Origin of the sequence: Streptomyces sp. NBC_00190 (genome assembly GCF_036203305.1) — a bacterium.
Taxonomy (GTDB): domain Bacteria; phylum Actinomycetota; class Actinomycetes; order Streptomycetales; family Streptomycetaceae; genus Streptomyces.
This window is the reverse complement of sequence record NZ_CP108131.1, coordinates 2,185,477-2,207,233: the sequence shown is the minus strand read 5'-3', so window position 1 is coordinate 2,207,233 and position 21,757 is coordinate 2,185,477. Positions and strand designations below refer to the sequence as shown.

The following is a 21,757-nucleotide window of genomic DNA, read 5'->3' as shown; positions in this document are numbered from 1 at the left end:
GGTCTTGAGGCTGGCGTCCGAACGCTTTCGTGGCAGACGACGCCCAGGGGGGCACATGAGGCACCGCGCGAGATCGATCCTCGCCGCAAGCGCACTCGTCTTCGGAACCACACTTGCCGTACTGCCCGGCGCGGCGCAGGCCCAGCCGGGTTCCATGGCCACATCCGATGCCGCATCCGATGCCGACGTGCGGGTCTACGACGCCGACATCACCCGGGAGCAGGTCCCGCTCGTCCTCGCGGCCGGCCAGGACGCCCACGAGCTCGGCAAGCAGGTCCCGCAGACCGGCACCGCCCGCGTCGAGCTCTTCCTCACCGGCGCCCAGGCCGGGGAGCTGACCGCCCAGGGCGTCAAGCTCACCGAGCACAAGGTCCCGGCCGAGGGCCTGGCCCGAGCCAAGGCCGCCGGGGACGGCGTGTTCCGCCCGTACAGCGGCAAGGGCGGCCTCCAGGAGGAGATCCTGCGGACCGCCCAGCAGAACCCGGCGCTCACCAAGGTCGTCTCCATCGGCAAGACCGTCCAGGGCAAGGACATCCTCGCCCTCAAGGTCAGCAAGAACGCCAGGAAGACCAAGGACGGCGACAAGCCGTCCGTGCTCTACATGTCCAACCAGCACGCCCGTGAGTGGATCACCCCCGAGATGACCCGGCGGCTGATGCACCACACCCTCGACAACTACGGCAAGGACCCGCGCATCACCAGCCTCGTGGACTCCACGGAGCTGTGGTTCCTGCTCTCGGCCAACCCCGACGGGTACGACTACACGCACGCGCCCGGCGGCGAGCGGCTGTGGCGCAAGAACCTGCGCGACAACAACGGCGACGGCAAGATCACCACCGGCGACGGGGTCGACCTCAACCGGAACTTCGCCTTCAAGTGGGGTTACGACAACGAGGGTTCCTCGCCCAGCCAGGCGAGCGAGACCTACCGTGGCCCCAAGGCGTCCTCCGAGCCCGAGACCGCCGCCCTCGACGCCTTCGAGAAGCGCATCGGCTTCGAGTACGCCGTCAACTACCACTCCGCCGCCGAGCTGCTGCTCTACGGCGTGGGCTGGCAGGTGGCCACCCCCACCCCCGACGACATCGCCTACAAGGCGCTCGCCGGCACCCCGGAGAACCCCGCCGTCCCCGGCTACTACCCCCAGGTCTCCTCCGAGCTCTACACCACCAACGGCGAGGCCGACGGCCACGCCTCCAACGTCAACGGCGTCATGATGTTCACGCCGGAGATGACCACCTGCCAGACGGCCTCCGCGAGCGACCCGAACGACCAGTGGAAGCCCGAGGACTGCGCCTCCGGCTTCAACTTCCCGGACGACGAGAAGCTCATCCAGGCGGAGTTCGCCAAGAACGTCTCCTTCGCCCTCTCGGTCGGCGAGAGCGCCGCGCACCCGGACCGGCCGGCGTCCTCCGTGGGCCTGAAGGCCGCCGACTTCACGCTCGACCCCTTCACCACCTCCTACGTCGCCCGCGGCGAGGACCAGACGGTCGCCGTCACGGCCCGCAAGGCGCTGAAGGACAAGGAGCTCAACTTCAGGATCAACGGCGGCCGCACGCACGACGAGGACCTCAAGGCCTGGAAGGGCGGCGACGTCTACGGCGGCGACGACAACAACTGGTTCGACGAGTACCGGGCCAAGGTGGACGGCGCCAGGCCCGGCGACAAGGTCGAGGTCTGGTTCACCGGCCGCGACCGCTCCTCCGGCAAGACGGTCTCCAGCGAGCACTTCACGTACACGGTGGCCGAGCGGCCGCGCGCGGACGTGCTGGTGATCGCGGAGGAGGGCGCCAAGGCCCAGCACGCCCAGGCCTACGTCGACGCCCTGCGGGCCAACGGCAGGTCCGCCGCGGTCTGGGACGTCGCCACCCAGGGCGTCCCGCACCACCTCGGCGTGCTGTCCCACTTCGGTACGGCCGTCCACTACACCGGCGCCAAGACGCCCGGCGGCGACACCCAGCTGGCGGTGCGCGACTTCCTGAACGAGGGCGGCAAGCTGATCGAGGCCGGTGAGCTGGCGGGCGGCAACGCCCAGGTCGGCCGCGCCGTGACCAACGACTTCAGCCAGTACTGGCTCGGCGCGTACGGCCGTACCAGCACCCCCGGTGCCACCGGCTTCACCGGCGGAGGGCTGCTGAACGGCGCGAAGGGCGGCCTCGGCGACGCCGCGGGCAACCCGCTGAACGCCCCCGGCTCCTACACCGTGACCTCCGAGACCCTGGCTCCTGCGCAGTTCCCGCAGTTCAAGAGCGCGCAGGCGGGCCAGTTCACCAGCATCGTGAACCCGTACGCCCCCTACGCGGGCACCTCGATGGCCTCGGCCCTCCACGAGGACGACGACTGGAAGCGGCTGGTCCGCACGGTCGACCTGACCAAGGTCACCGCCGCCGACAAGCCGCAGCTGGCGCTCGCGCTGAGCTGGAACACCGAGGAGGCCTACGACCACGCCGTGCTGGAGGCGCACACGGTGGGCGGGGACGACTGGACCACCCTGCCGGACGCGGGCGGCCTGAGCAGCACGGCCGTTCCCGAGGAGTGCGGGGCCGGATTCTTCGTCAACGGCCATCCGTTCCTGCGCCATTACCTCACCCTGGACGGCGGCAGCTGCACCTCCAAGGGCACCAGCGGCGCGTGGAACAGCTTCACGGGCTCCTCCGGCGGCTGGAAGCAGCTCTCCTTCGACCTGAGCGCCTACGCGGGCAAGACCGTCGAGGTCTCGCTCTCCTACATCACCGACGGAGGCTCCGGCGGCCGCGGCGTCTTCGCGGACGAGGCACGCCTGAAGGTCGGCGGCGCGGACCAGGCCGTGGAGGGGTTCGAGACCTCCCTCGGCGCCTGGACCGCCCAGGGCGCTCCTGTGGGAAGCCCTGAAGTTCCCGGCGACTGGACCCGGACCGGAGAGCTCTACAAGTCCTATGCCGCGGTCACTACGCGTGACACCGTACTGCTCGGCTTCGGCCTGGAACACCTGCCGGCCCCCGCGGACCGCGCGCTACTCGTCGGTAAGGCGCTGCGAGCGCTGAACCGCTGATCAGCGGCCCTCCCGGCACTCACCCTGAGTGACGGCGCACAAGGTCCCGAGGTCCCGTGCCGGAGCTTCCGGAGCCGGACCTCGGGGCGTGTCAGGCTCCGACCGATGTCACCCAAAAGCTCACGGAGAGGTAGGGTCGTAAGCGGTCGGGGACATCCCATTTACAGCTCGCCGGCGCTCTTACCGGCGCACCAACGAGGAGATCGGTTCGTGACGATCCGCGTAGGCATCAACGGTTTTGGCCGAATTGGCCGCAACTACTTCCGGGCGCTCCTTGAGCAGGGAGCGGACATCGAGATCGTCGGTGTCAACGACCTGACTGACAACGCCACCCTGGTGCACCTGCTCAAGTACGACACGATCCTGGGCCGCCTCAAGCACGAGGTCTCCCACACCGCCGACACCATCACGGTCGGCGGCAACACCTTCAAGACCTTCGCCGAGCGTGACCCCGCGAACCTCCCCTGGGGTGAGCTGGGCGCCGACATCGTCATCGAGTCGACCGGCATCTTCACCAAGAAGGCCGACGCCGCCAAGCACATCGCGGCCGGCGCGAAGAAGGTCCTCATCTCGGCTCCGGCCAAGGACGAGGACATCACGATCGTGATGGGCGTCAACCAGGACAAGTACGACGCGGCCAACCACCACGTCATCTCCAACGCCTCCTGCACCACCAACTGCGTGGCGCCGATGGCCAAGGTCCTCGACGAGAACTTCGGCATCGTCAAGGGCATGATGACGACGGTCCACGCGTACACGAACGACCAGCGCATCCTGGACTTCCCGCACTCGGACCTGCGCCGCGCCCGCGCCGCCGCCGAGAACATCATCCCGACCTCGACCGGTGCCGCCAAGGCCACCGCGCTGGTCCTCCCGCAGCTCAAGGGCAAGCTGGACGGCATCGCCATGCGCGTCCCGGTCCCGACCGGCTCGGTCACGGACCTGGTCCTGGAGCTCTCCCGCGAGACCACCGTGGAAGAGATCAACGCCGCCTTCCAGAAGGCCGCGGAGGGCCAGCTCAAGGGCATCCTCGACTACACCGAGGACGCGATCGTCTCTTCCGACATCGTGAACTGGCCCGCGTCCTGCACCTTCGACTCCTCCCTGACGATGGTCCAGGAAGGGACGCAGGTTAAGGTCGTCGGCTGGTACGACAACGAGTGGGGCTACTCCAACCGTCTCGTCGACCTCACGGTCTTCGTCGGTGGCCAGCTCTAAGGTCGCCCGGTTCTAGGTAAGGCACCACGGTGTGAGCACAGGGTCCGGGCAGCGCGACGAAGCGCCGCACGGGCCCTGTTGCTTGCTCGTTCTCCCTTCCTCGCCCTTCGAGCGAAGGGCACAAAGGAGTAGAAACACATGAAGACGATCGACGAACTGCTCGCCGAGGGCGTCAAGGGCAAGCGGGTCTTCGTCCGCGCGGACCTCAACGTCCCGCTGGCCGGGGGCACCATCACCGACGACGGCCGCATCCGCGCCGTCCAGCCCACGATCGCGAAGCTCGCCGCCTCCGGCGCCCGCGTCATCGTGGCCTCGCACCTGGGCCGCCCCAAGGGCGCCCCGGACCCGGCCTTCTCGCTGGCCCCGGCAGCCGCCCGGCTCGGCGAACTGCTCGGTGCGGACGTGGCGTTCGCCACCGACACCGTCGGCGACTCCGCCAAGGAGACCGTCGCCGCCCTCGTCGACGGCCAGGTCGCCGTCATCGAGAACCTGCGCTTCAACGCCGGTGAGACCGCGAAGGACGACGCCGAGCGCGGCGCCTTCGCGGACCAGCTCGCGGAGCTCGCCGACGTCTACGTCGGCGACGGCTTCGGTGCCGTCCACCGCAAGCACGCCTCGGTCTTCGACCTCCCCGCGCGCCTCCCGCACGCGGCCGGCTCCCTCATCGCCACCGAGGTCGGCGTCCTGAAGAAGCTGACGGCCGAGGTCAAGCGCCCGTACATCGTCATCCTCGGCGGCGCCAAGGTCTCCGACAAGCTCGCCGTCATCGACGAGCTGCTCGGCAAGGCCGACCGCATCCTGATCGGCGGCGGCATGGCGTACACCTTCCTCTACGCCAAGGGCTACGAGGTCGGCATCTCCCTGCTCCAGAAGGACCAGGTGGACACCGTCAAGGAGTACATGGCGCGCGCCGAGAAGAGCGGCGTCGAGCTGGTCCTCCCGGTCGACGTCCTGGTCTCCGCCGACTTCCCGGACCTGAAGACCAAGGCCCCGGCCGTCTTCGAGACCGTCGACGCGGACAAGATCCCCGCCGACAAGGAGGGTCTGGACATCGGTCCCAAGACCCGTGAGCTGTACGCGTCGAAGATCGCCGACGCCGAGACCGTCTTCTGGAACGGTCCCGTGGGCGTCTTCGAGCACCCCGACTACGCCGGAGGCACCCGCGCGATCGCGCAGGCCCTCGTCGACAGCAGCGCGTTCACCGTGGTCGGCGGCGGCGACTCCGCCGCGGCCGTGCGTACGCTCGGCTTCGACGAGAACGCTTTCGGCCACATCTCGACCGGTGGCGGCGCCTCCCTCGAATACCTCGAGGGCAAGACGCTCCCCGGCATCGCCGCACTGGAGGTCTGACCCTTAATGAGCAACCGCACCCCGCTCATGGCGGGCAACTGGAAGATGAACCTCAACCACCTTGAGGCCATCGCCCACACCCAGAAGCTCGCCTTCGCGCTCGCCGACAAGGACTACGACGCCGTCGAGGTCGCGGTCCTGCCGCCCTTCGTCGACCTCCGCTCCGTCCAGACCCTGGTCGAGGGCGACAAGCTGAAGATCAAGTTCGGCGCCCAGGACATCTCCGGGCACGACTCCGGCGCCTACACCGGCGAGATCTCCGGCTCGATGCTCTCGAAGCTGAAGTGCACGTACGTGGCCGTCGGCCACAGCGAGCGCCGCCAGTACCACGCCGAGACCGACGAGCTCTGCAACGCCAAGGTCAAGGCCGCCTACCGCCACGGGCTCACCCCGATCCTGTGCGTCGGCGAGGGCTTGGACATCCGCAAGGCCGGCCAGCAGGTCGAGTACACGCTGAAGCAGGTCGACGGCGGCCTCAAGGACATCCCGGCCGAGCAGGTCGAGTCCATCGTGATCGCGTACGAGCCCGTGTGGGCCATCGGGACCGGCGAGGTCGCCACCCCCGAGGACGCCCAGGAGGTCTGCGGTGCGATCCGCGGCCGTCTCGCGGAGCTGTACTCGCAGGAGCTGGCCGACAAGGTCCGCATCCAGTACGGCGGCTCGGTGAAGTCCGGGAACATCGCGGCGATCATGGCCCAGCCCGACGTCGACGGCGCCCTGATCGGCGGCGCCGCACTGGACGCGGACGAGTTCGTCAAGATCGTCCGCTTCCGCGACCAGTGAGTATGCGGTAGGACGGATCCGTCGTACCCTTGCGGGGGCCAGAGGCTGAACACCAGCCGCTGGCCCCCGCGCACATCCAGCACACAGCCGGAAAGCCAGAAAAGCCAGAAAGTAGGAATCAGCCGTGATTATGGGGTTCTCGATCGCCCTGATCGTCTTCAGCGCCCTGCTGATGCTGCTCGTGCTGATGCACAAGGGCAAGGGCGGCGGCCTTTCCGACATGTTCGGCGGCGGCATGCAGTCGTCCGTCGGTGGCTCGTCCGTGGCGGAGCGCAACCTGGACCGCATCACCGTCGTGGTCGGTGTGCTGTGGTTCGCCTGCATCATGGCGCTCGGCCTCCTGTCGAAGTCGAGCAGCTGACCGTTCTGGCCATTCCGGCAGTCCGGTCGGCGGAGCCCGGCCTATCATGAGGTCCTGCACCCTGGTTGCGGAACGAGTTATTCTGCTCCCCGCACCTGAGGGGGATGATCCCTCCGCACGCTGAACGTGAGTTGGGCTTTACGTACCCGGGGTGCCTTGAGCAGACATACCTCATGCTTGGCGGCACCATCACGCAGGGGAGTTACGACCGTGGCAAGTGGCAACGCGATCCGTGGTAGCCGGGTCGGCGCGGGGCCGATGGGTGAGGCCGAGCGCGGCGAGTCCGCGCCCCGCCTGCGCATCTCCTTCTGGTGCTCGAACGGGCACGAGACGCAGCCGAGCTTCGCCAGCGACGCGCAGGTGCCGGACACCTGGGACTGCCCGCGCTGCGGGTTCCCGGCCGGCCAGGACCGGGACAACCCGCCGGCGCCGCCGCGTACCGAGCCGTACAAGACGCACCTGGCGTACGTACGGGAGCGGCGCACGGACGCCGACGGCGAGGCGATCCTCGCCGAGGCCCTCGCCAAACTGCGCGGCGAGATCTGAATCCGCCAGGGCGTATGAATTGAGGCCCGGTCACGCAGGAGTCTTCTCCTGCGTGACCGGGCCTCTTTGCGCGCGTCCGGGCCGAAGGCGATGTCCGATACGCCGCTTCGGATCCCTTAGGTTGGAGCCCGGCGGGGCACGACAGGACGGAAGAAGTGGGTTGATGTCCGAGATGAACGCAGACAGCCGTACGAAGCTCAACCGGACGCCGGAGTGGCTCGCACTCGGCAAGCACCGGGAGGAGCTCGGGCAGACGCATCTGCGGGAGCTGTTCGAGGAGAATCCGGGCCGCGGCGTCGGCTACACCCTGCGCGCCGGGGACCTGCACATCGACTACTCGAAGCACCTCGTGACCGACGAGACGCTGACGCGCTTGCGCGAACTGGCGGCGGCGACGGGCGTGGCCGGGCTGCGCGAGGCGATGTTCCGCGGCGAGAAGATCAACGTGACCGAAGGCCGGGCGGTCCTGCACACCGCCCTGCGCGCTCCGGCGGACGCCGTCGTCGAGGTGGACGGCGAGAACGTCGTCCCCGAGGTGCACGCCGTCCTCGACAAGATGGCGGCCTTCTCCGGCCAGGTCAGGTCGGGGCAGTGGACCGGCTTCACCGGAAAGCGCATCAGGAACGTCGTCAACATCGGCATCGGCGGCTCCGACCTGGGTCCCGCGATGGCCTACGAGGCGCTGCGCGCCTTCGCCGACCGCGATCTGACGGTGCGCTTCGTGTCCAACGTGGACGGCGCGGACCTGCACGAGGCCGTGCGCGACCTGGACCCGGCCGAGACGCTGTTCATCATCGCCTCCAAGACCTTCACCACCATCGAGACCATCACCAACGCCACTTCGGCCCGCGAATGGCTGCTGGCGGGGCTCGGCGGTGACACGGCGGCCGTGGCACGGCACTTCGTGGCGCTGTCGACCAACGCCGAGAAGGTGACCGGCTTCGGCATCGATCCGGCCAACATGTTCGGCTTCTGGGACTGGGTCGGCGGCCGCTACTCCTTCGACTCGGCCATCGGCCTCTCCCTGATGATCGCGATCGGCCCGGACGCCTTCCGCGAGCTGCTCGGCGGCTTCCACACCATGGACCGGCACTTCCGCACGGCGCCGCCGGAGGAGAACGCCCCGCTGCTGCTGGGGCTGTTGGGCATCTGGTACGGCAACTTCTTCGACGCGCAGTCGCACGCGGTGCTCCCGTACAGCCACTACCTCTCCCGCTTCACCGCCTACTTGCAGCAGCTGGACATGGAGTCCAACGGCAAGTCGGTGGACCGCGAGGGCAGTCCGGTGGAGTGGCAGACGGGTCCGGTGGTGTGGGGCACGCCCGGCACCAACGGGCAGCACGCCTACTACCAGCTGATCCACCAGGGGACGAAGATGATCCCCGCCGACTTCATCGGCTTCGCGCGCCCGGTGGCGGAGCTGGGACCCTCCCTCGCCGCCCAGCACGACCTGCTGATGGCGAACTTCTTCGCGCAGACCCAAGCACTGGCCTTCGGCAAGACGGCCGACGAGGTACGGGCGGAGGGCGCCGCCGAGTCGCTGGTCCCGCACAAGACCTTCCACGGGAACCACCCGACGACCACCATCCTGGCCGCCGAGCTCACCCCGGCGGTGCTGGGCCAGCTGATCGCGCTGTACGAGCACAAGGTGTTCGTCCAGGGCGCGGTGTGGAACATCGACTCCTTCGACCAGTGGGGCGTGGAGCTCGGCAAGGTCCTCGCCAAGCGGGTCGAGCCCGCGCTGACGGAGGGCGCGGACGTACCGGGCCTGGACGCCTCGACGAAGGCCCTGGTGGCCGCCTACCGCGAGCTGGGCGGCCGCGGCTGACACGCCTGACACGCCTGACATGAGGAAGCGCCCCGCACCGGTCGGTGCGGGGCGCTTCGCCGTACGTCAGGAGGCCGGCGGGTACATCCCGGAGGGGAGCTTCGCGGCTGCCGCGCGGTCCAGGAGCCACAGGGTGCGGGAGCGGCCGTAGGCGGCCGCCGCCGGGGCCTGGACCTCCCCGGTGCCGCCGAGGGCGATGGACACCGCGCCGGCCTTGTCCTCGCCCGCCGCGAGGAGCCAGACCTCACGGGCGGCCCGGATCGCCGGGAGCGTCAGGGAGATCCGGGTGGGCGGGGGCTTCGGGGCGCCGTGGACGCCGACCACCGTGCGTTCGGTCTCACGGGTCGCCGGGTGTTCCGGGAAGAGCGAGGCCACGTGGGTGTCGGGGCCGACGCCCAGCATCAGCACGTCGAAGCGGGGGACCGGGCCGTGGTCCTCCGGCCCGGCCGCCGTCGCCAGCTCGGCCGCGTAGGCCGCCGCGGCGGCGTCCACGTCGTTCCCGTACGGGCCGTCGGAGGCCGGCATGACGTGTACCCGGGCGGGATCCACCGGGACGGAGTCCAGGAGGGCCGCACGGGCCTGGGTGTGGTTGCGCTCGGGGTCGTCGGCGGGGACGTAACGCTCGTCGCCCCACCACAGGTCGAGGCGCGACCAGTCGACCGCGTCCCGGGCCGGGGCGGCGGCGAGCGCCGCGAGGAGGCCGTTGCCGTTGCGGCCGCCGGTGAGGACGACGGACGCGGTGCCGCGGGCCGTCTGCGCGTCCACGATCTTCGTGATGAGCCGGGCCGCCGTGGCCTGGGCCATCAGCTCCTTGTCCCGGTGGACGACGACCTGGGGAGTCGTCATACCCATGTGCTGCCGCCTTGTCGGTAGGTCTGGTGGTACGGGTGCCGCTGCGCGGACCCGGCCCTCAAACGCCGGGCGGGGCTGGACATGCCGCTCAGCGGCATGTCCAGCCCCACCGGCGTCCGGGTCGGAGCCCCGGCAGCGGACCCGAAGGGCCCGGTTACTTGGCCGCGGCCTTCTTCGCCGGCTTGGCCGCCGGCTTCGGGGCCTCGGCCTTGGCCGGCGCCTCGGTCTTGGCCGGGGCCTCGGCCTCGGCCGGTGTGGACGAGTCCAGCTTCGACACGCCGAACTTCAGCGAAGCCTCGTACGTGTTGTCCGGGTCCAGCCGGCGCAGCTCCTCCGCCAGGAGCTCGGCCGTGTCGCGGCGCTTGAGCGCCACCGCACGGTCGGGCTGCCCCGGCATGCACAGCGTGGCCAGCGCCCCGTCCGCCCGGTCCAGGACGATCGCCCCGTCCTTGGTCTCCAGCCGCACCGCCGTCAGGCCGGGGCCCGACGACAGCGTGCGCTTGACGGGGACCTGGAGCCGGTCCGCCAGCCACATGGCCAGCAGCTCGCAACTCGGGTTGTCGGCCTCGCCCTCGACGGTCGCCGAGGACACCGACAGGTTCTGCTGGTCCAGCGCGGCCGCCAGCATGGAGCGCCACGGCGTGATCCGGGTCCACGACAGGTCCGTGTCCCCGGGCGCGTACGCCGCGGCCCGCCCGCCGAGGGCCCCGACGGGGTCCTCGGTGGCGTACGTGTCCGTGATCCGGCGCTGGCCCAGCGCACCCAGCGGGTCGCCCGCCAGGTCCGAGGGGGCGCCGTCCGGCCACCAGACCACCACGGGGGCGTCCGGCAGCAGAAGAGGGAGAACCACCGACTGGGCGTGGTCGACCAGTTCGCCGTGAAGGCGGAGCACGACCGTCTCGCCGGTGCCGGAGTCCGCCCCGACGCGGAGTTCCGCGTCGAGACGGGCCACCTGGCGGCTGCGCGGCGAGCGGCTGACCCGCTTGACGACGACGACGATCCGCGAGGGGTGTTCGTGGGACGCGTCGTTCGCCGACTTGAGCGCGTCGTACGCGTTCTCCTCGTCGGTCACGATCACCAGCGTGAGGACCATGCCGATGGCCGGCGTGCCGATGTCCCGGCGCGCCTGCACCAACGCGGCGTTGATCTTGCTGGAGTTGGTCTCCGTCAGGTCGATCTTCATGGCCGGCGCCAGCTCCGTCCGTCTCGTGCGAGCATCTCGTCCGCCTCGACCGGACCCCAGGTGCCCGCCGGGTACTGCGCGGGCTTGCCGTGCTTGTCCCAGTACTCCTCGATCGGGTCGAGGATGTTCCAGGAGAGCTCGACCTCCTGGTGACGAGGGAAGAGGTTCGCGTCGCCGAGGAGCACGTCGAGGATGAGCCGCTCGTACGCCTCGGGGCTCGACTCCGTGAAGGACTCGCCGTAGGCGAAGTCCATCGTGACGTCCCGGACCTCCATGGAGGTGCCCGGAACCTTGGAGCCGAAGCGGACCGTCACGCCCTCGTCCGGCTGGACCCGGATGACCAGGGCGTTCTGCCCCAGCTCCTCGGTCGCGCCCGACTCGAACGGGAGGTACGGGGCCCGCTTGAAGACCACCGCGATCTCGGTCACCCGGCGGCCCAGGCGCTTGCCGGTCCGCAGGTAGAAGGGGACGCCCGCCCAGCGGCGGTTGTTGATCTCCAGGCGGATGGCCGCGTAGGTGTCGGTCTTCGACTTGGGGTCGATGCCGTCCTCTTCGAGGTACCCGACGACCTTCTCGCCGCCCTGCCACGCCGCCGAGTACTGGCCGCGCACGGTGTGCTTGCCCAGGTCCTCGGGCAGCTCCACGGCGGTCAGCACCTTGAGCTTCTCGGCCACCAGCGCCTTGGGGTGGAAGGAGCCCGGCTCCTCCATCGCCGTCAGCGCGAGCAGCTGCAGCAGGTGGTTCTGGATGACGTCACGGGCCGCGCCGATGCCGTCGTAGTAGCCGGCCCGGCCGCCGATGCCGATGTCCTCGGCCATGGTGATCTGCACGTGGTCGACGTACGACCGGTTCCAGATCGGCTCGAACATGGTGTTGGCGAAGCGGAGCGCCAGGATGTTCTGGACGGTCTCCTTGCCGAGGTAGTGGTCGATCCGGAAGACCTCGTCACGCGGGAAGACCTCGTGGACGACCTTGTTGAGCTCCTCGGCGCTCTTCAGGTCGTGCCCGAAGGGCTTCTCGATGACGGCACGCCGCCAGGATCCCTCCTTCTGCGCCAGCCCGTGGTTCTTGAGCTGCTGGACCACCTTGGGGAAGAACTTCGGCGGCACGGACAGGTAGAAGGCGAAATTGCCGCCCGTGCCCTGGGCCTTGTCCAGGTCGTCGATCGTGGACTTCAGGGTCTCGAACGCCGCGTCGTCGTCGAAATCGCCCTGCACGAAGCGGCAGCCCTGCACCAGCTGCTGCCAGACCTCCTCCCGGAAGGGGGTGCGCGAGTGCTGCTTGACGGCCTCGTACACCTCCTGGGCGAAGTCCTCGTGCTCCCATTCACGGCGGGCGAAGCCGATCAGCGAGAAGCCCGGCGGCAGCAGCCCCCGGTTCGCCAGGTCGTAGATGGCGGGCATCAGCTTCTTGCGCGACAGGTCACCCGTAACGCCGAAAATGACCAGGCCGGACGGCCCCGCGATACGCGGGAGCCGCCGGTCCTGTGCGTCACGAAGCGGGTTCGCTCCGTTTACAGACAAGGTGTTCAGGCCTCCGTGGGGGCGAGGCGCTCAAGCTCCGCCTCGGTCGACTTCAGCAGGTCGTTCCAGGACGCCTCGAACTTCTCGACGCCCTCGTCCTCGAGCAGCTGCACCACATCGTCGTACGAGATGCCCAGCTTCGCGACCGCGTCGAGCTCGGCGCGCGCCTGCGCGTAGGTCCCGCGCACGGTGTCGCCCGTGATCCGGCCGTGGTCGGCGGTGGCCTCCAGGGTGGCCTCCGGCATGGTGTTCACCGTGTTCGGGGCGACCAGGTCGTCCACGTACAGGGTGTCCTTGTACGCCGGGTCCTTGACGCCCGTCGAGGCCCACAGCGCACGCTGCTTGTTGGCGCCGACACGCTCCAGGGCGTTCCACCGGTCGGAGGAGAAGACCTCCTCGTACGCCTCGTAGGCCAGGCGGGCGTTGGCGAGCGCCGCCTTGCCCTTGAGGGCCTTCGCCTCGTCGGTGCCGACGGCGTCCAGGCGCTTGTCGATCTCGCTGTCCACGCGGGACACGAAGAAGGAGGCGACCGAGTGGATCAGGGAGAGGTCCAGGCCGGCGGCCTTGGCCTTCTCCAGACCCGCCAGGTACGCGTCCATGACCTCGCGGTAGCGCGCCAGCGAGAAGATCAGCGTGACATTGACGCTGATGCCCTTGCCGATGACCTCGGTGATCGCCGGCAGGCCGGCCTTGGTCGCCGGGATCTTGATGAGCGTGTTCGGGCGGTCCACCAGCCAGGCCAGCTGCTTGGCCTCGGCCACGGTCGCCGCGGTCTGGTGGGCCAGACGGGGGTCGACCTCGATGGATACGCGGCCGTCCTGGCCGTCCGTGCGGTCGTAGACCGGGCGCAGGATGTCGGCGGCGTCGCGGACGTCCGCCGTCGTGATCATGCGCAGGGCCTCGTCCACGGTGACCTTGCGCGTCGCGAGGTCGGTGAGCTGCCGCTCGTAGCCCTCGCCGCCGCTGATGGCCTTCTGGAAGATCGCCGGGTTGGTGGTGACACCGACCACGTGCGACTGGTCGATGAGCTCGGCCAGGTTGCCGGACGTGATGCGCTTGCGGGACAGGTCGTCCAGCCAGATCGCCACGCCCTCGTCGGAGAGGCGCTTGAGTGCGTCTGTCATGGGAATTGCATCTCCTACTGGTCTTGTACGGGCGTCAGCGCGCGGCTGCGGCCAGGGAGGCCTTGGCGGCGGCGGTCACGGCCTCGGCGGTGAAGCCGAACTCGCGGAACAGCACCTTCGCGTCGGCGGAGGCGCCGAAGTGCTCCAGCGACACGATCCGGCCGGCGTCGCCGACGTACCGGTGCCAGGTGAGGCCGATGCCGGCCTCGACCGCGACGCGGGCCTTCACCGAGGAGGGCAGGACGCTGTCCTTGTACTCCTGGTCCTGCTCCTCGAACCACTCGACGGACGGCATGGAGACGACCCGGGTGGGGACGCCCTCGGCCTGGAGCTGCTCGCGGGCCTCGACGGCCAGGTGGACCTCGGAGCCGGTGCCGATGAGGACGACCTCGGCGGGACCGCCATCGGCCTCGAACATCACGTATCCGCCCTTGGCGGCGTCCTCGTTGCGCTCGTAGGTCGGCACGCCCTGGCGGGTGAGCGCCAGACCGTGCGGGGCGCCCTTGCCGAACACCTTGGTGTGGCGGCGCAGGATCTCGCGCCAGGCGATGGCGGTCTCGTTGGCGTCGGCCGGGCGGACGACGTTGAGGCCCGGGATGGCGCGCAGCGAGGCGAGGTGCTCGACCGGCTGGTGGGTCGGGCCGTCCTCGCCGAGACCGATGGAGTCGTGCGTCCACACGTACGTCACCGGGACGTGCATCAGCGCGGAGAGGCGGACGGCGTTGCGCATGTAGTCGGAGAACACCAGGAAGGTGCCGCCGTAGATGCGGGTGTGGCCGTGCAGGGCGATGCCGTTCATGGCCGCGGCCATGGCGTGCTCGCGGATGCCGAAGTGGATGGTGCGGCCGTACGGGTCGGCCTCCGGCAGCGGGTTGCCCACCGGCAGGAACGAGGAGTCCTTGTCGATGGTCGTGTTGTTGGAGCCGGCCAGGTCGGCCGAGCCGCCCCACAGCTCCGGGATGACCGCGCCGAGCGCCTGGAGCACCTTGCCGGAGGCGGCGCGGGTGGCGACGCCCTTGCCGGCCTCGAAGACGGGGAGCTTGTCCTCCCAGCCCGCGGGCAGCTCGTTGGCGTTGACGCGGTCGAACTCGGCGGCGCGCTCCGGGTTGGCGGTGCGCCAGGCGGAGAACTCCTTCTCCCAGGCGGCGCGGGCGTCACGGCCGCGGTCCCCGAGGGCGCGGGTGTGGGTGATGACCGCGTCGGAGACCTCGAAGGCCTGCTCCGGGTCGAAGCCGAGGACGCGCTTGGTGGCCGCGACCTCGTCGTCGCCGAGCGCGGAGCCGTGCGAGGCCTCGGTGCCCTGGGCGTGCGGGGCCGGCCAGGCGATGATCGAGCGCATCGCGATGAAGGAGGGGCGCCCGGTCTCGGCCTTGGCGGCCTGGAGGGCGGCGAACAGCGCCTTCGGGTCGAGGTCGCCGTTCTCCTGCTGCGCGACGCGCTGGACGTGCCAGCCGTACGCCTCGTAGCGCCCCAGGGTGTCCTCGGAGACGGCCGTCTCGGTGTCACCCTCGATGGAGATGTGGTTGTCGTCCCACAGCAGCACCAGGTTGCCGAGCTTCTGGTGGCCGGCCAGCGCGGACGCCTCGTGGGAGATGCCCTCCTGGAGGCAGCCGTCGCCCGCGATCGCGTAGATCATGTGGTCGAACGGGGAGGCGCCCTGGGCGGCCTCCGGGTCGAACAGGCCGCGCTCGTAGCGGGCGGCCATGGCCATGCCCACCGCGTTGGCGATGCCCTGGCCCAGCGGGCCGGTGGTGGTCTCGACGGCGGCCGTGTGGCCGTACTCCGGGTGACCGGGGGTCTTGGAGCCCCAGGTGCGGAACGCCTTGATGTCGTCCAGCTCCAGGCCGAAGCCACCGAGGTAGAGCTGGGTGTAAAGGGTGAGGGACGAGTGCCCCGCGGAGAGCACGAAGCGGTCGCGGCCGACCCACTCATGGTCCGCCGGGTCGTGCCGCATCACCTTCTGGAAGAGGGTGTAGGCGGCGGGGGCCAGGCTCATCGCCGTACCGGGGTGGCCGTTTCCGACCTTCTGGACCGCGTCAGCGGCCAGGATGCGGGCGGTGTCGACGGCCCGCTGGTCCAGTTCGGTCCACTCGAGCTCTGTGGTGGTCGGCTTGGTGCTCACCGTTGGTCAGGGCTCCTCTCCACATGTCTGTTCCCGGTGACGGACGGTCGCACCGGCGCGATTCCGAGCCTACCCCCGCAACGGCGTGCAGCTATTCGAGTGCCCACAGTCCGTCACCGCACCGGCAGGCCGTGTTCACCTGCCCGCCCCGTCCGATCGGCCCAACACGAAGCGACCCCGGCGCGGGGCGACGGAAGCGCAACGTCTAGAGTGGCGTGGTACGCGCAAGCCTCCACCACCCCTTCATTTACTGAGCGGTGCGAGTCGGGGCTTGCTGGATTCTCTCTCAGGGGTGCGTGTGACGGCCGTCGAATCCCGTCCAGCGGGGGTGCTCGGGACGAGCCCCGTCCACCGGCCGTTCGGGGCCCGGGTCATGGCTTTCGTGGCTTTGACCAAGCCGCGGATCATCGAACTTCTGCTGATCACCACAGTGCCGGTGATGTTCCTGGCCGAGCAGGGTGTGCCATCGCTGTGGCTGGTCCTCGCGACCTGCTTCGGCGGATACCTGTCCGCGGGCGGCGCCAACGCGCTGAACATGTACATCGACCGCGACATCGACGCCCTGATGGACCGGACCTCGCAGCGCCCGCTGGTGACCGGCATGGTCAGCCCGCGCGAGTGCCTGGCCTTCGGCATCACTCTCGGTGTGGTCTCCACCCTCTTCTTCGGCTTCCTGATCAACTGGCTCTCGGCCGCCCTCGCGCTCGGCGCGCTCCTCTTCTACGTCGTGGTCTACACGATGCTGCTGAAGCGGCGCACCGCCCAGAACATCGTCTGGGGCGGCATCGCGGGCTGCATGCCGGTGCTGATCGGCTGGTCCGCGGTCAAGGACGAGGTCTCCTGGGCCGCGGTCATCCTCTTCCTCGTCATCTTCTTCTGGACCCCGCCGCACTACTGGCCGCTGTCCATGAAGGTGAAGGACGACTACGCGCGTGTCGGCGTGCCGATGCTCCCCGTCGTGGCGGGCAACAAGGTCGTGGCCCGGCAGATCGTCCTCTACAGCTGGGTGATGGTGGCGGTCTCGCTGCTACTGACCCCGCTGGGGTACACCGGCTGGTTCTACACCTCGGTCGCGCTGGTCGCGGGCGGCTGGTGGCTGTGGGAGGCGCACGCGCTGCACGCCCGCGCCAAGGCCGGCGTGACGGGGGCGAAGCTCAAGGAGATGCGCCTGTTCCACTGGTCCATCACCTATGTGTCGCTGCTGTTCGTGGCGGTGGCCGTGGATCCCTTCCTCCGCTGATTACTCACCGGTAGCATGCCCTCCATGGCAGACACCACCGCAGACAAGAAGCAGGACCGCACCGCGGCGAAGCTGGCCAGGCAGATCGGCGCTTTCGCCGGGCTGCACGGCGGCGCCGAGGGCCACCTCGCCCACATCGGCCAGGCCGGTACCCGGATCGTGCTCGTGGGCACGGACGGCGAATGGGGCGACCTGGTGGCCCCGACCTTCGCAGTGGCCCAGCTGGCCGTCGAGAAGGCCGGGCTGACCCTCCACGAGGAGTTCGACGGGGAGTTCGCCGCGCGCGTGCGCACCGGCCCCTACGAGTGGACGCGGATGGCCGGCATCCAGCTCGGCGGGCAGCAGAACCCGGCGGCGTGACCCCTTCCGGGCGCCGTCCGGGGCCCGGAGTGGTCGCTCGGTCAACAGCGCGAGCAACACCTCACACCCCGCTCACCCGTTAGGACGTGTGGAACCCTCCCCACGTCCGCAACGGGATGCCCGGATGATCGAAACGCCGCCCCTGGTGGACCAGTACTGTCACGGAGTCCTCCGTACGGAGCTGGGCCTGGGCACCTTCGAGGCCGAGCTGATCCGCTCGGCCGGCCCGCCCGCCGCGGGTACCACCTTCTTCGACACGCAGACCGGTTTCGCGGTGCGCCGCTGGTGCCCGCCGCTGCTCGGGCTGGAGCCGCACTGTGCTCCCGCCCGCTATCTGGCCCGGCGACGCGAGCTGGGCACGGTCGAGTCCGCGCGGCTGCTGCTGCGGGGCGCCGGGGTCGGCGCCTACCTGGTCGACACCGGTGTGGCGGGTGACGTCACCGGCCCCAAGGAGCTGGGCCTCGCCGGGAACGCCGAGACCTTCGAGGTGGTCCGGCCGGAGTTGCTTGCCGAGCAGGTCGCCGACACCTCCGGGACGGTGGCCGCCTTCCTCGCCAATCTCGCCGAGGCCATGCACCACGCCGCCGCCGGGGCCGTGGCCTTCACCTGCGGCGCGGCCGCCGACTATCCGGTCGTCCTGGACCGCGCGCCCGAGCCGCCCGATCCGGGCGAGGTGCGCGGGGCGGCCGGGCGGTGGCTGGCCCGACGGGTCCGCGGCGAGCCCGTACGCGACCCCGTACTCCTGCGGCACCTGCTGTGGAGCGCGGTGGCGTCAGGGCTGCCGCTCCAGCTGCACGCGGGCGCGGGGGATCCGGTGCGCCTCACGCGGTTCGTGCAGGCCACCGCCGGTCCGGGGACGCGGCTGGTGCTGCTCGGCGGATACCCGTACCACCGGCACACGGCGCAGCTGGCCGCGTCCTTCCCGCACGTCTACGCGGATGCCGGCGCGGCCCTCGGGCAGACCGGGGCGCGGGCCGCGGCGGTCCTGGCGGAGCTGCTGGAACTCGCTCCGTTCGGGAAGCTGCTGTTCTCCAGCGGCGGGCGGCAGCTGCCCGAGCTGCACGCGGTGGGCGCCCTGGTGTTCCGGGAGGCGCTGGGCCGGGTGCTGGGCGGCTGGGTCGGCGACGGGTCCTGGTCCTGGCGGGACGCGGGCCGGGTGGCCTCCATGGTCGCGGCGGGCAATGCCCGCCGCGTCTACCGGCTGGACGAGCGGGGTTAAGTCCCGCGGCTCAGACGGTGGAGAGCTGGGGGTCGCCCTGGGCGGGGATCTCCGCCTGTTCGGCCGGCCGCTCGCGCAGGCTCAGCGCGAGCCGGAGCGCCGAGATCCACACCAGGCAGGAGCCCAGCATGTGGGCGGCTACGAGGAGCTCGGGCAGCTCGGTGAAGAACTGCACGTAGCCGATGCCGCCCTGCGCGAGCAGCACGATCAGCAGGTCACGGGCGCGGGCCCGGGTGTCCACGGGGGCGTCGACCACGCGCAGCACCAGCCACATCGCCACGGCCAGCGCGCACACCACCCAGGCGGCGACGGCGTGCACGTGGGCGGTGGCCGACCAGTCGAAGGGCATCCGCTCGATCTCGCTGCGGTCACCGGCGTGCGGTCCGGAACCGGTGACCACCGTGCCCGCCGCGATCAGTACGAAGGTCACCGCGAGCAGCGTCCAGGCCAGCTTGCGCACCGGGCCGGGCACGCGCGGCCGGGGGGCCGAGTCGCCCTCCTGGGTGCGCTGCCAGGTCACCGTCGTCACGGTGATCAGCGAGGTGGCGAGCAGGAAGTGGCCGGCCACGCTGTAGGGGTTGAGACCCGTCCAGACGGTGATGCCGCCGAGCACGGCGTTGGCCACCACGATGACGAACTGGACCCACCCGAGCTTCGTCAGCTCCTCGCGCCAGGGCTTGGCCGAGCGGGCCGCGAGGATGACCCAGCCGACGGCCGCGCTGAGCACGTACGTCAGCATCCGGTTGCCGAACTCGATGGCGCCGTGGAAGCCCTGGGCCGGAGTCGCGACCAGGCTGTCGTCGGTGCACTTGGGCCAGGTGTCGCAGCCGAGTCCGGATCCGGTCAGCCGCACCGCGCCGCCGGTGACGACGATGACCACGCTCATGAGGAGTGCGGCGGCCGCGGCCCGCCGGACGATCCGGGGTGACGGAGTCCAGCGACTGGCGATGTATGCGAATGGGTTCAACACGGCCCCTATCGTAAGCGGAGCCTTGTGCAAAGTTTCACGAGGGGGTGCCGACGGGGGCGTCGGGGCCGGAGGCCAGCCGGAAGCGCGCCCCCGCAGGGTCGCCCGCCGCGTGCCACCACAGGAGGACGCGCCAGTGGCCGCCGTCGCCCGGGTGGTCCGCCGAGTCCGCGAACCCCCGCACTAATTCAGCCCCTACATCCCGAGCTGTCCTGTTCCTCACCTCTGTGGCGCTGTGCCACGGATGTTCCAGTACGTTCCATGTGCCGTCCGGGCCGCGCACCTCGACGCGCCACACCGCGAGCCAGGGCGTGACCTCCAGCATCGTGCGCACCTGCTCGGCGCCGAGGCGCAGCCGGGCCGCTATCTCGGACTCCTCGAACCCCTGGACACGGGCGGCCACCACGGCCTGGGGCAGCAGCCGCTCGGGCAGCAGCCGCTCGGCGCGCAGGCTCACCAGGGAGTCGAAGGCCAGGAAGCGCAGGCGCAGCTCCAGCTGCCGGCCGATGTGGTCGAGGGCCTCCTCGGCCTCCTCGGACTCCTCCGGGCCGTGGCCCGCGAGCAGCAGCTGGCGGAAGTCCGACTCGGCGTCCACGGCCCAGGCCACCGCGTCCTCGGTGGACCCCAGCTCCGCGAGACGGTCCCCGAGGAACACCTTGGCCTGGGCGAGACCCCGGCGGTTGACCGGATCCTTCTGGTCCAGGCCCGCCCACACCCCGACCGCCGTGCGGGTCAGATCGCGGGCGCGCTCACCGGCCGCCCGCTCCACGGCGCTCGGCCCCTCGGTGGCGGCCCGGCCCAGCGGGTGCCTCGGCAGCCGGTCCTCGTCGCTCAGCGGCCAGGCCAGCCACACCCCGTGGTTGATCAGCCCGCGGGCGTACCAGCGGGTGAACTCGGGGGAGTACGCGGCCGCACGCTCGGAGCTGCGCAGTCCCTCCTCGATCGTGGCGAGAGCGGTCGTGCGGTCGCCCTCGGCGAAGCGCAGGGCGGCCCGGTCGGCGAGGCGCAGTCCCAGCAGCGCGATGCAGTCGGGGTCGTCGGACCGGGTGCGCAGGGCTCCGATCAGCTCGTCGAGCAGCCGCTCGCACTCCGCCGGCTCCGTGTGCGCCGCCCCCGACCGCACGCGTGCCCATTGGTCGTCCAGCCGTAGAACGGCCTCCCGCTGCACCATGTCCGCCCCCCGGCTTCATGTGTGGAGGCGCCCATCCTCGCGGCAACGCCGCCGCGAGGGGAAGGGTTTCATTCCCAGCGGAAGAGGCGCGCAGCGGCGCCCAGACCGAGTACGGCCCAGACCGCCAGTACGGCCGCGTCGCCCCACGGCAGGGCCGCCCCGTGCTGGAGCACCTCGCGCAGCCCGTCGGACAGGGCCGAGATGGGCAGCAGCCCGAGTACGGACTGGACGGCGCCCGGGAACTTCTCCATCGGCACGATCACCCCGCCGCCGACCAGCAGCAGCAGGAACACCAGATTGGCGGCGGCCAGGGTCATCTCGGCCTTGAGGGTGCCCGCCATCAGCAGGCCCAGCCCGGAGAACGCGGCGGTGCCCAGCAGGACGAGCGCGGCCACCGACAGCGGGTTCCCGTGCGGGGACCAGCCCAGGGCGAAGGCGATCGCCGTGAGCAGGGCGATCTGGAGCACCTCGGTGACCAGTACGGACAGGGTCTTGGAGGCCATCAGGGCCCAGCGCGGCAGCGGGGAGGCCCCGAGGCGCTTGAGGACCCCGTAGCGGCGGTCGAATCCGGTGGCGATGGCCTGGCCGGTGAAGGCGGTGGACATCACGGCGAGGGCCAGGATGCCGGGGGCGAGGAAGTCCACGGAGTTCCCGGAACCCGTATCGACGATGTCGACGGCCGAGAAGAGGGTCAGCAGCAGCGCCGGGATGATCACGGTCAGCAGCAGCTGCTCCCCGTTGCGCAGCAGCATCCGGGTCTCCAGCGCCGTCTGCGCGAGGATCATGCGGGAGACGGGGGCCGCCCCCGGGGCGGGGGTGAACGTGCCGACGCTCATCGGCGCAGCTCCTTACCGGTCGGCTCCACGCTGTGTCCTCCCAGGG

At 70.5% G+C, this 21,757-nt stretch carries 18 protein-coding genes; 10 read left to right on the top strand and 8 right to left on the bottom strand.

Annotation, left to right across the window (positions count from 1 at the left end; all coding sequences use genetic code 11):
* Window positions 1-55: 55 nt before the first annotated feature.
* From OG429_RS10800 to pgi, 7 genes are all read left to right on the top strand, one after another.
* Window positions 56-3,028, top strand: a complete 2,973-nt coding sequence (locus OG429_RS10800; RefSeq protein WP_328925085.1) for a M14 family metallopeptidase — start codon at window positions 56-58, stop codon at window positions 3,026-3,028.
* A gap of 210 nt (window positions 3,029-3,238) precedes the next feature.
* The gene (gene gap, locus OG429_RS10795; RefSeq protein ID WP_328925084.1) at window positions 3,239-4,246 is read left to right on the top strand and encodes a type I glyceraldehyde-3-phosphate dehydrogenase; all 1,008 of its coding nucleotides are present in this window, start codon (window positions 3,239-3,241) and stop codon (window positions 4,244-4,246) included.
* 138 nt (window positions 4,247-4,384) lie between these two features.
* A complete protein-coding gene (locus OG429_RS10790) occupies window positions 4,385-5,596 on the top strand; it encodes a phosphoglycerate kinase (protein WP_328925083.1) in 1,212 nt (403 codons plus the stop codon).
* Between the two features lie 6 nt (window positions 5,597-5,602).
* The gene (gene tpiA / locus OG429_RS10785; RefSeq protein WP_328925082.1) at window positions 5,603-6,379 is read left to right on the top strand and encodes a triose-phosphate isomerase; all 777 of its coding nucleotides are present in this window, start codon (window positions 5,603-5,605) and stop codon (window positions 6,377-6,379) included.
* A 130-nt stretch (window positions 6,380-6,509) separates the two neighbouring features.
* Window positions 6,510-6,740 carry a preprotein translocase subunit SecG gene (gene secG, locus OG429_RS10780; RefSeq protein ID WP_328930229.1) on the top strand — a complete coding sequence of 77 codons (231 nt, stop codon included), beginning with the start codon at window positions 6,510-6,512 and terminating at the stop codon, window positions 6,738-6,740.
* A 258-nt stretch (window positions 6,741-6,998) separates the two neighbouring features.
* Complete coding sequence (locus tag OG429_RS10775; RefSeq protein WP_030197743.1) at window positions 6,999-7,286, top strand: RNA polymerase-binding protein RbpA; 288 nt, start codon at window positions 6,999-7,001, stop codon at window positions 7,284-7,286.
* Window positions 7,287-7,458: 172 nt separating this feature from the next.
* Window positions 7,459-9,114 carry a glucose-6-phosphate isomerase gene (gene pgi, locus OG429_RS10770; RefSeq protein ID WP_328930228.1) on the top strand — a complete coding sequence of 552 codons (1,656 nt, stop codon included), beginning with the start codon at window positions 7,459-7,461 and terminating at the stop codon, window positions 9,112-9,114.
* A gap of 66 nt (window positions 9,115-9,180) precedes the next feature.
* Here pgi and pgl read toward each other — a convergent pair whose 3' ends face one another.
* The 5 genes from pgl to tkt all read right to left on the bottom strand — a co-directional run bounded on the left by pgl (window position 9,181) and on the right by tkt (window position 15,918).
* The gene (pgl, locus tag OG429_RS10765) at window positions 9,181-9,960 is read right to left on the bottom strand and encodes a 6-phosphogluconolactonase (RefSeq protein WP_328925081.1); all 780 of its coding nucleotides are present in this window, start codon (window positions 9,958-9,960) and stop codon (window positions 9,181-9,183) included.
* A gap of 160 nt (window positions 9,961-10,120) precedes the next feature.
* On the bottom strand, window positions 10,121-11,149 hold the full coding sequence (gene opcA / locus OG429_RS10760) for a glucose-6-phosphate dehydrogenase assembly protein OpcA (protein WP_328925080.1): 1,029 nt from the start codon (window positions 11,147-11,149) through the stop codon (window positions 10,121-10,123).
* Window positions 11,146-12,672: a glucose-6-phosphate dehydrogenase gene (gene zwf, locus OG429_RS10755; protein WP_328925079.1), complete on the bottom strand. Its 1,527-nt coding sequence runs from the start codon at window positions 12,670-12,672 to the stop codon at window positions 11,146-11,148. The genes opcA and zwf overlap by 4 nt, the downstream gene beginning before the upstream one ends.
* Before the next feature lie 5 nt (window positions 12,673-12,677).
* On the bottom strand, window positions 12,678-13,796 hold the full coding sequence (gene tal, locus OG429_RS10750) for a transaldolase (RefSeq protein WP_328925078.1): 1,119 nt from the start codon (window positions 13,794-13,796) through the stop codon (window positions 12,678-12,680).
* Window positions 13,797-13,830: 34 nt separating this feature from the next.
* Window positions 13,831-15,918, bottom strand: coding sequence for a transketolase (gene tkt, locus OG429_RS10745; protein WP_328925077.1), 2,088 nt, complete (start codon window positions 15,916-15,918; stop codon window positions 13,831-13,833).
* A 298-nt stretch (window positions 15,919-16,216) separates the two neighbouring features.
* Here tkt and OG429_RS10740 point away from each other — a divergent pair, with 298 nt between their 5' ends.
* The 3 genes from OG429_RS10740 to OG429_RS10730 all read left to right on the top strand — a co-directional run bounded on the left by OG429_RS10740 (window position 16,217) and on the right by OG429_RS10730 (window position 18,737).
* A complete protein-coding gene (locus OG429_RS10740; protein WP_328925076.1) occupies window positions 16,217-17,158 on the top strand; it encodes a heme o synthase in 942 nt (313 codons plus the stop codon).
* Window positions 17,159-17,182: 24 nt separating this feature from the next.
* Window positions 17,183-17,518: a hypothetical protein gene (locus tag OG429_RS10735; RefSeq protein ID WP_328925075.1), complete on the top strand. Its 336-nt coding sequence runs from the start codon at window positions 17,183-17,185 to the stop codon at window positions 17,516-17,518.
* Between the two features lie 124 nt (window positions 17,519-17,642).
* On the top strand, window positions 17,643-18,737 hold the full coding sequence (locus OG429_RS10730; protein ID WP_328925074.1) for an amidohydrolase family protein: 1,095 nt from the start codon (window positions 17,643-17,645) through the stop codon (window positions 18,735-18,737).
* A 10-nt stretch (window positions 18,738-18,747) separates the two neighbouring features.
* On the opposite strand, the gene OG429_RS10725 is transcribed toward OG429_RS10730, so the two are convergent.
* From OG429_RS10725 to OG429_RS10715, 3 genes are all read right to left on the bottom strand, one after another.
* Complete coding sequence (locus OG429_RS10725) at window positions 18,748-19,737, bottom strand: COX15/CtaA family protein (protein ID WP_405680080.1); 990 nt, start codon at window positions 19,735-19,737, stop codon at window positions 18,748-18,750.
* A 4-nt stretch (window positions 19,738-19,741) separates the two neighbouring features.
* A complete protein-coding gene (locus OG429_RS10720; protein ID WP_328925073.1) occupies window positions 19,742-20,875 on the bottom strand; it encodes a hypothetical protein in 1,134 nt (377 codons plus the stop codon).
* Between the two features lie 68 nt (window positions 20,876-20,943).
* Window positions 20,944-21,711 carry an ABC transporter permease gene (locus tag OG429_RS10715; protein WP_328925072.1) on the bottom strand — a complete coding sequence of 256 codons (768 nt, stop codon included), beginning with the start codon at window positions 21,709-21,711 and terminating at the stop codon, window positions 20,944-20,946.
* Between the last annotated feature and the right edge of the window lie 46 nt (window positions 21,712-21,757).

What these genes read in the sequence shown, in the direction of transcription:
- OG429_RS10800 (WP_328925085.1), top strand. Translation starts at nt 56, where the DNA reads ATGAGGCACCGCGCGAGATCGATCCTCGCCGCAAGCGCACTCGTCTTC.
- OG429_RS10790 (WP_328925083.1), top strand. Translation starts at nt 4,385, where the DNA reads ATGAAGACGATCGACGAACTGCTCGCCGAGGGCGTCAAGGGCAAGCGG.
- tpiA (WP_328925082.1), top strand. Translation starts at nt 5,603, where the DNA reads ATGAGCAACCGCACCCCGCTCATGGCGGGCAACTGGAAGATGAACCTC.
- secG (WP_328930229.1), top strand. Translation starts at nt 6,510, where the DNA reads ATGGGGTTCTCGATCGCCCTGATCGTCTTCAGCGCCCTGCTGATGCTG.
- OG429_RS10775 (WP_030197743.1), top strand. Translation starts at nt 6,999, where the DNA reads ATGGGTGAGGCCGAGCGCGGCGAGTCCGCGCCCCGCCTGCGCATCTCC.
- pgi (WP_328930228.1), top strand. Translation starts at nt 7,459, where the DNA reads ATGAACGCAGACAGCCGTACGAAGCTCAACCGGACGCCGGAGTGGCTC.
- pgl (WP_328925081.1), bottom strand. Translation starts at nt 9,960, where the DNA reads ATGACGACTCCCCAGGTCGTCGTCCACCGGGACAAGGAGCTGATGGCC.
- opcA (WP_328925080.1), bottom strand. Translation starts at nt 11,149, where the DNA reads ATGAAGATCGACCTGACGGAGACCAACTCCAGCAAGATCAACGCCGCG.
- tal (WP_328925078.1), bottom strand. Translation starts at nt 13,796, where the DNA reads ATGACAGACGCACTCAAGCGCCTCTCCGACGAGGGCGTGGCGATCTGG.
- OG429_RS10735 (WP_328925075.1), top strand. Translation starts at nt 17,183, where the DNA reads ATGGCAGACACCACCGCAGACAAGAAGCAGGACCGCACCGCGGCGAAG.
- OG429_RS10730 (WP_328925074.1), top strand. Translation starts at nt 17,643, where the DNA reads ATGATCGAAACGCCGCCCCTGGTGGACCAGTACTGTCACGGAGTCCTC.
- OG429_RS10720 (WP_328925073.1), bottom strand. Translation starts at nt 20,875, where the DNA reads ATGGTGCAGCGGGAGGCCGTTCTACGGCTGGACGACCAATGGGCACGC.
- OG429_RS10715 (WP_328925072.1), bottom strand. Translation starts at nt 21,711, where the DNA reads ATGAGCGTCGGCACGTTCACCCCCGCCCCGGGGGCGGCCCCCGTCTCC.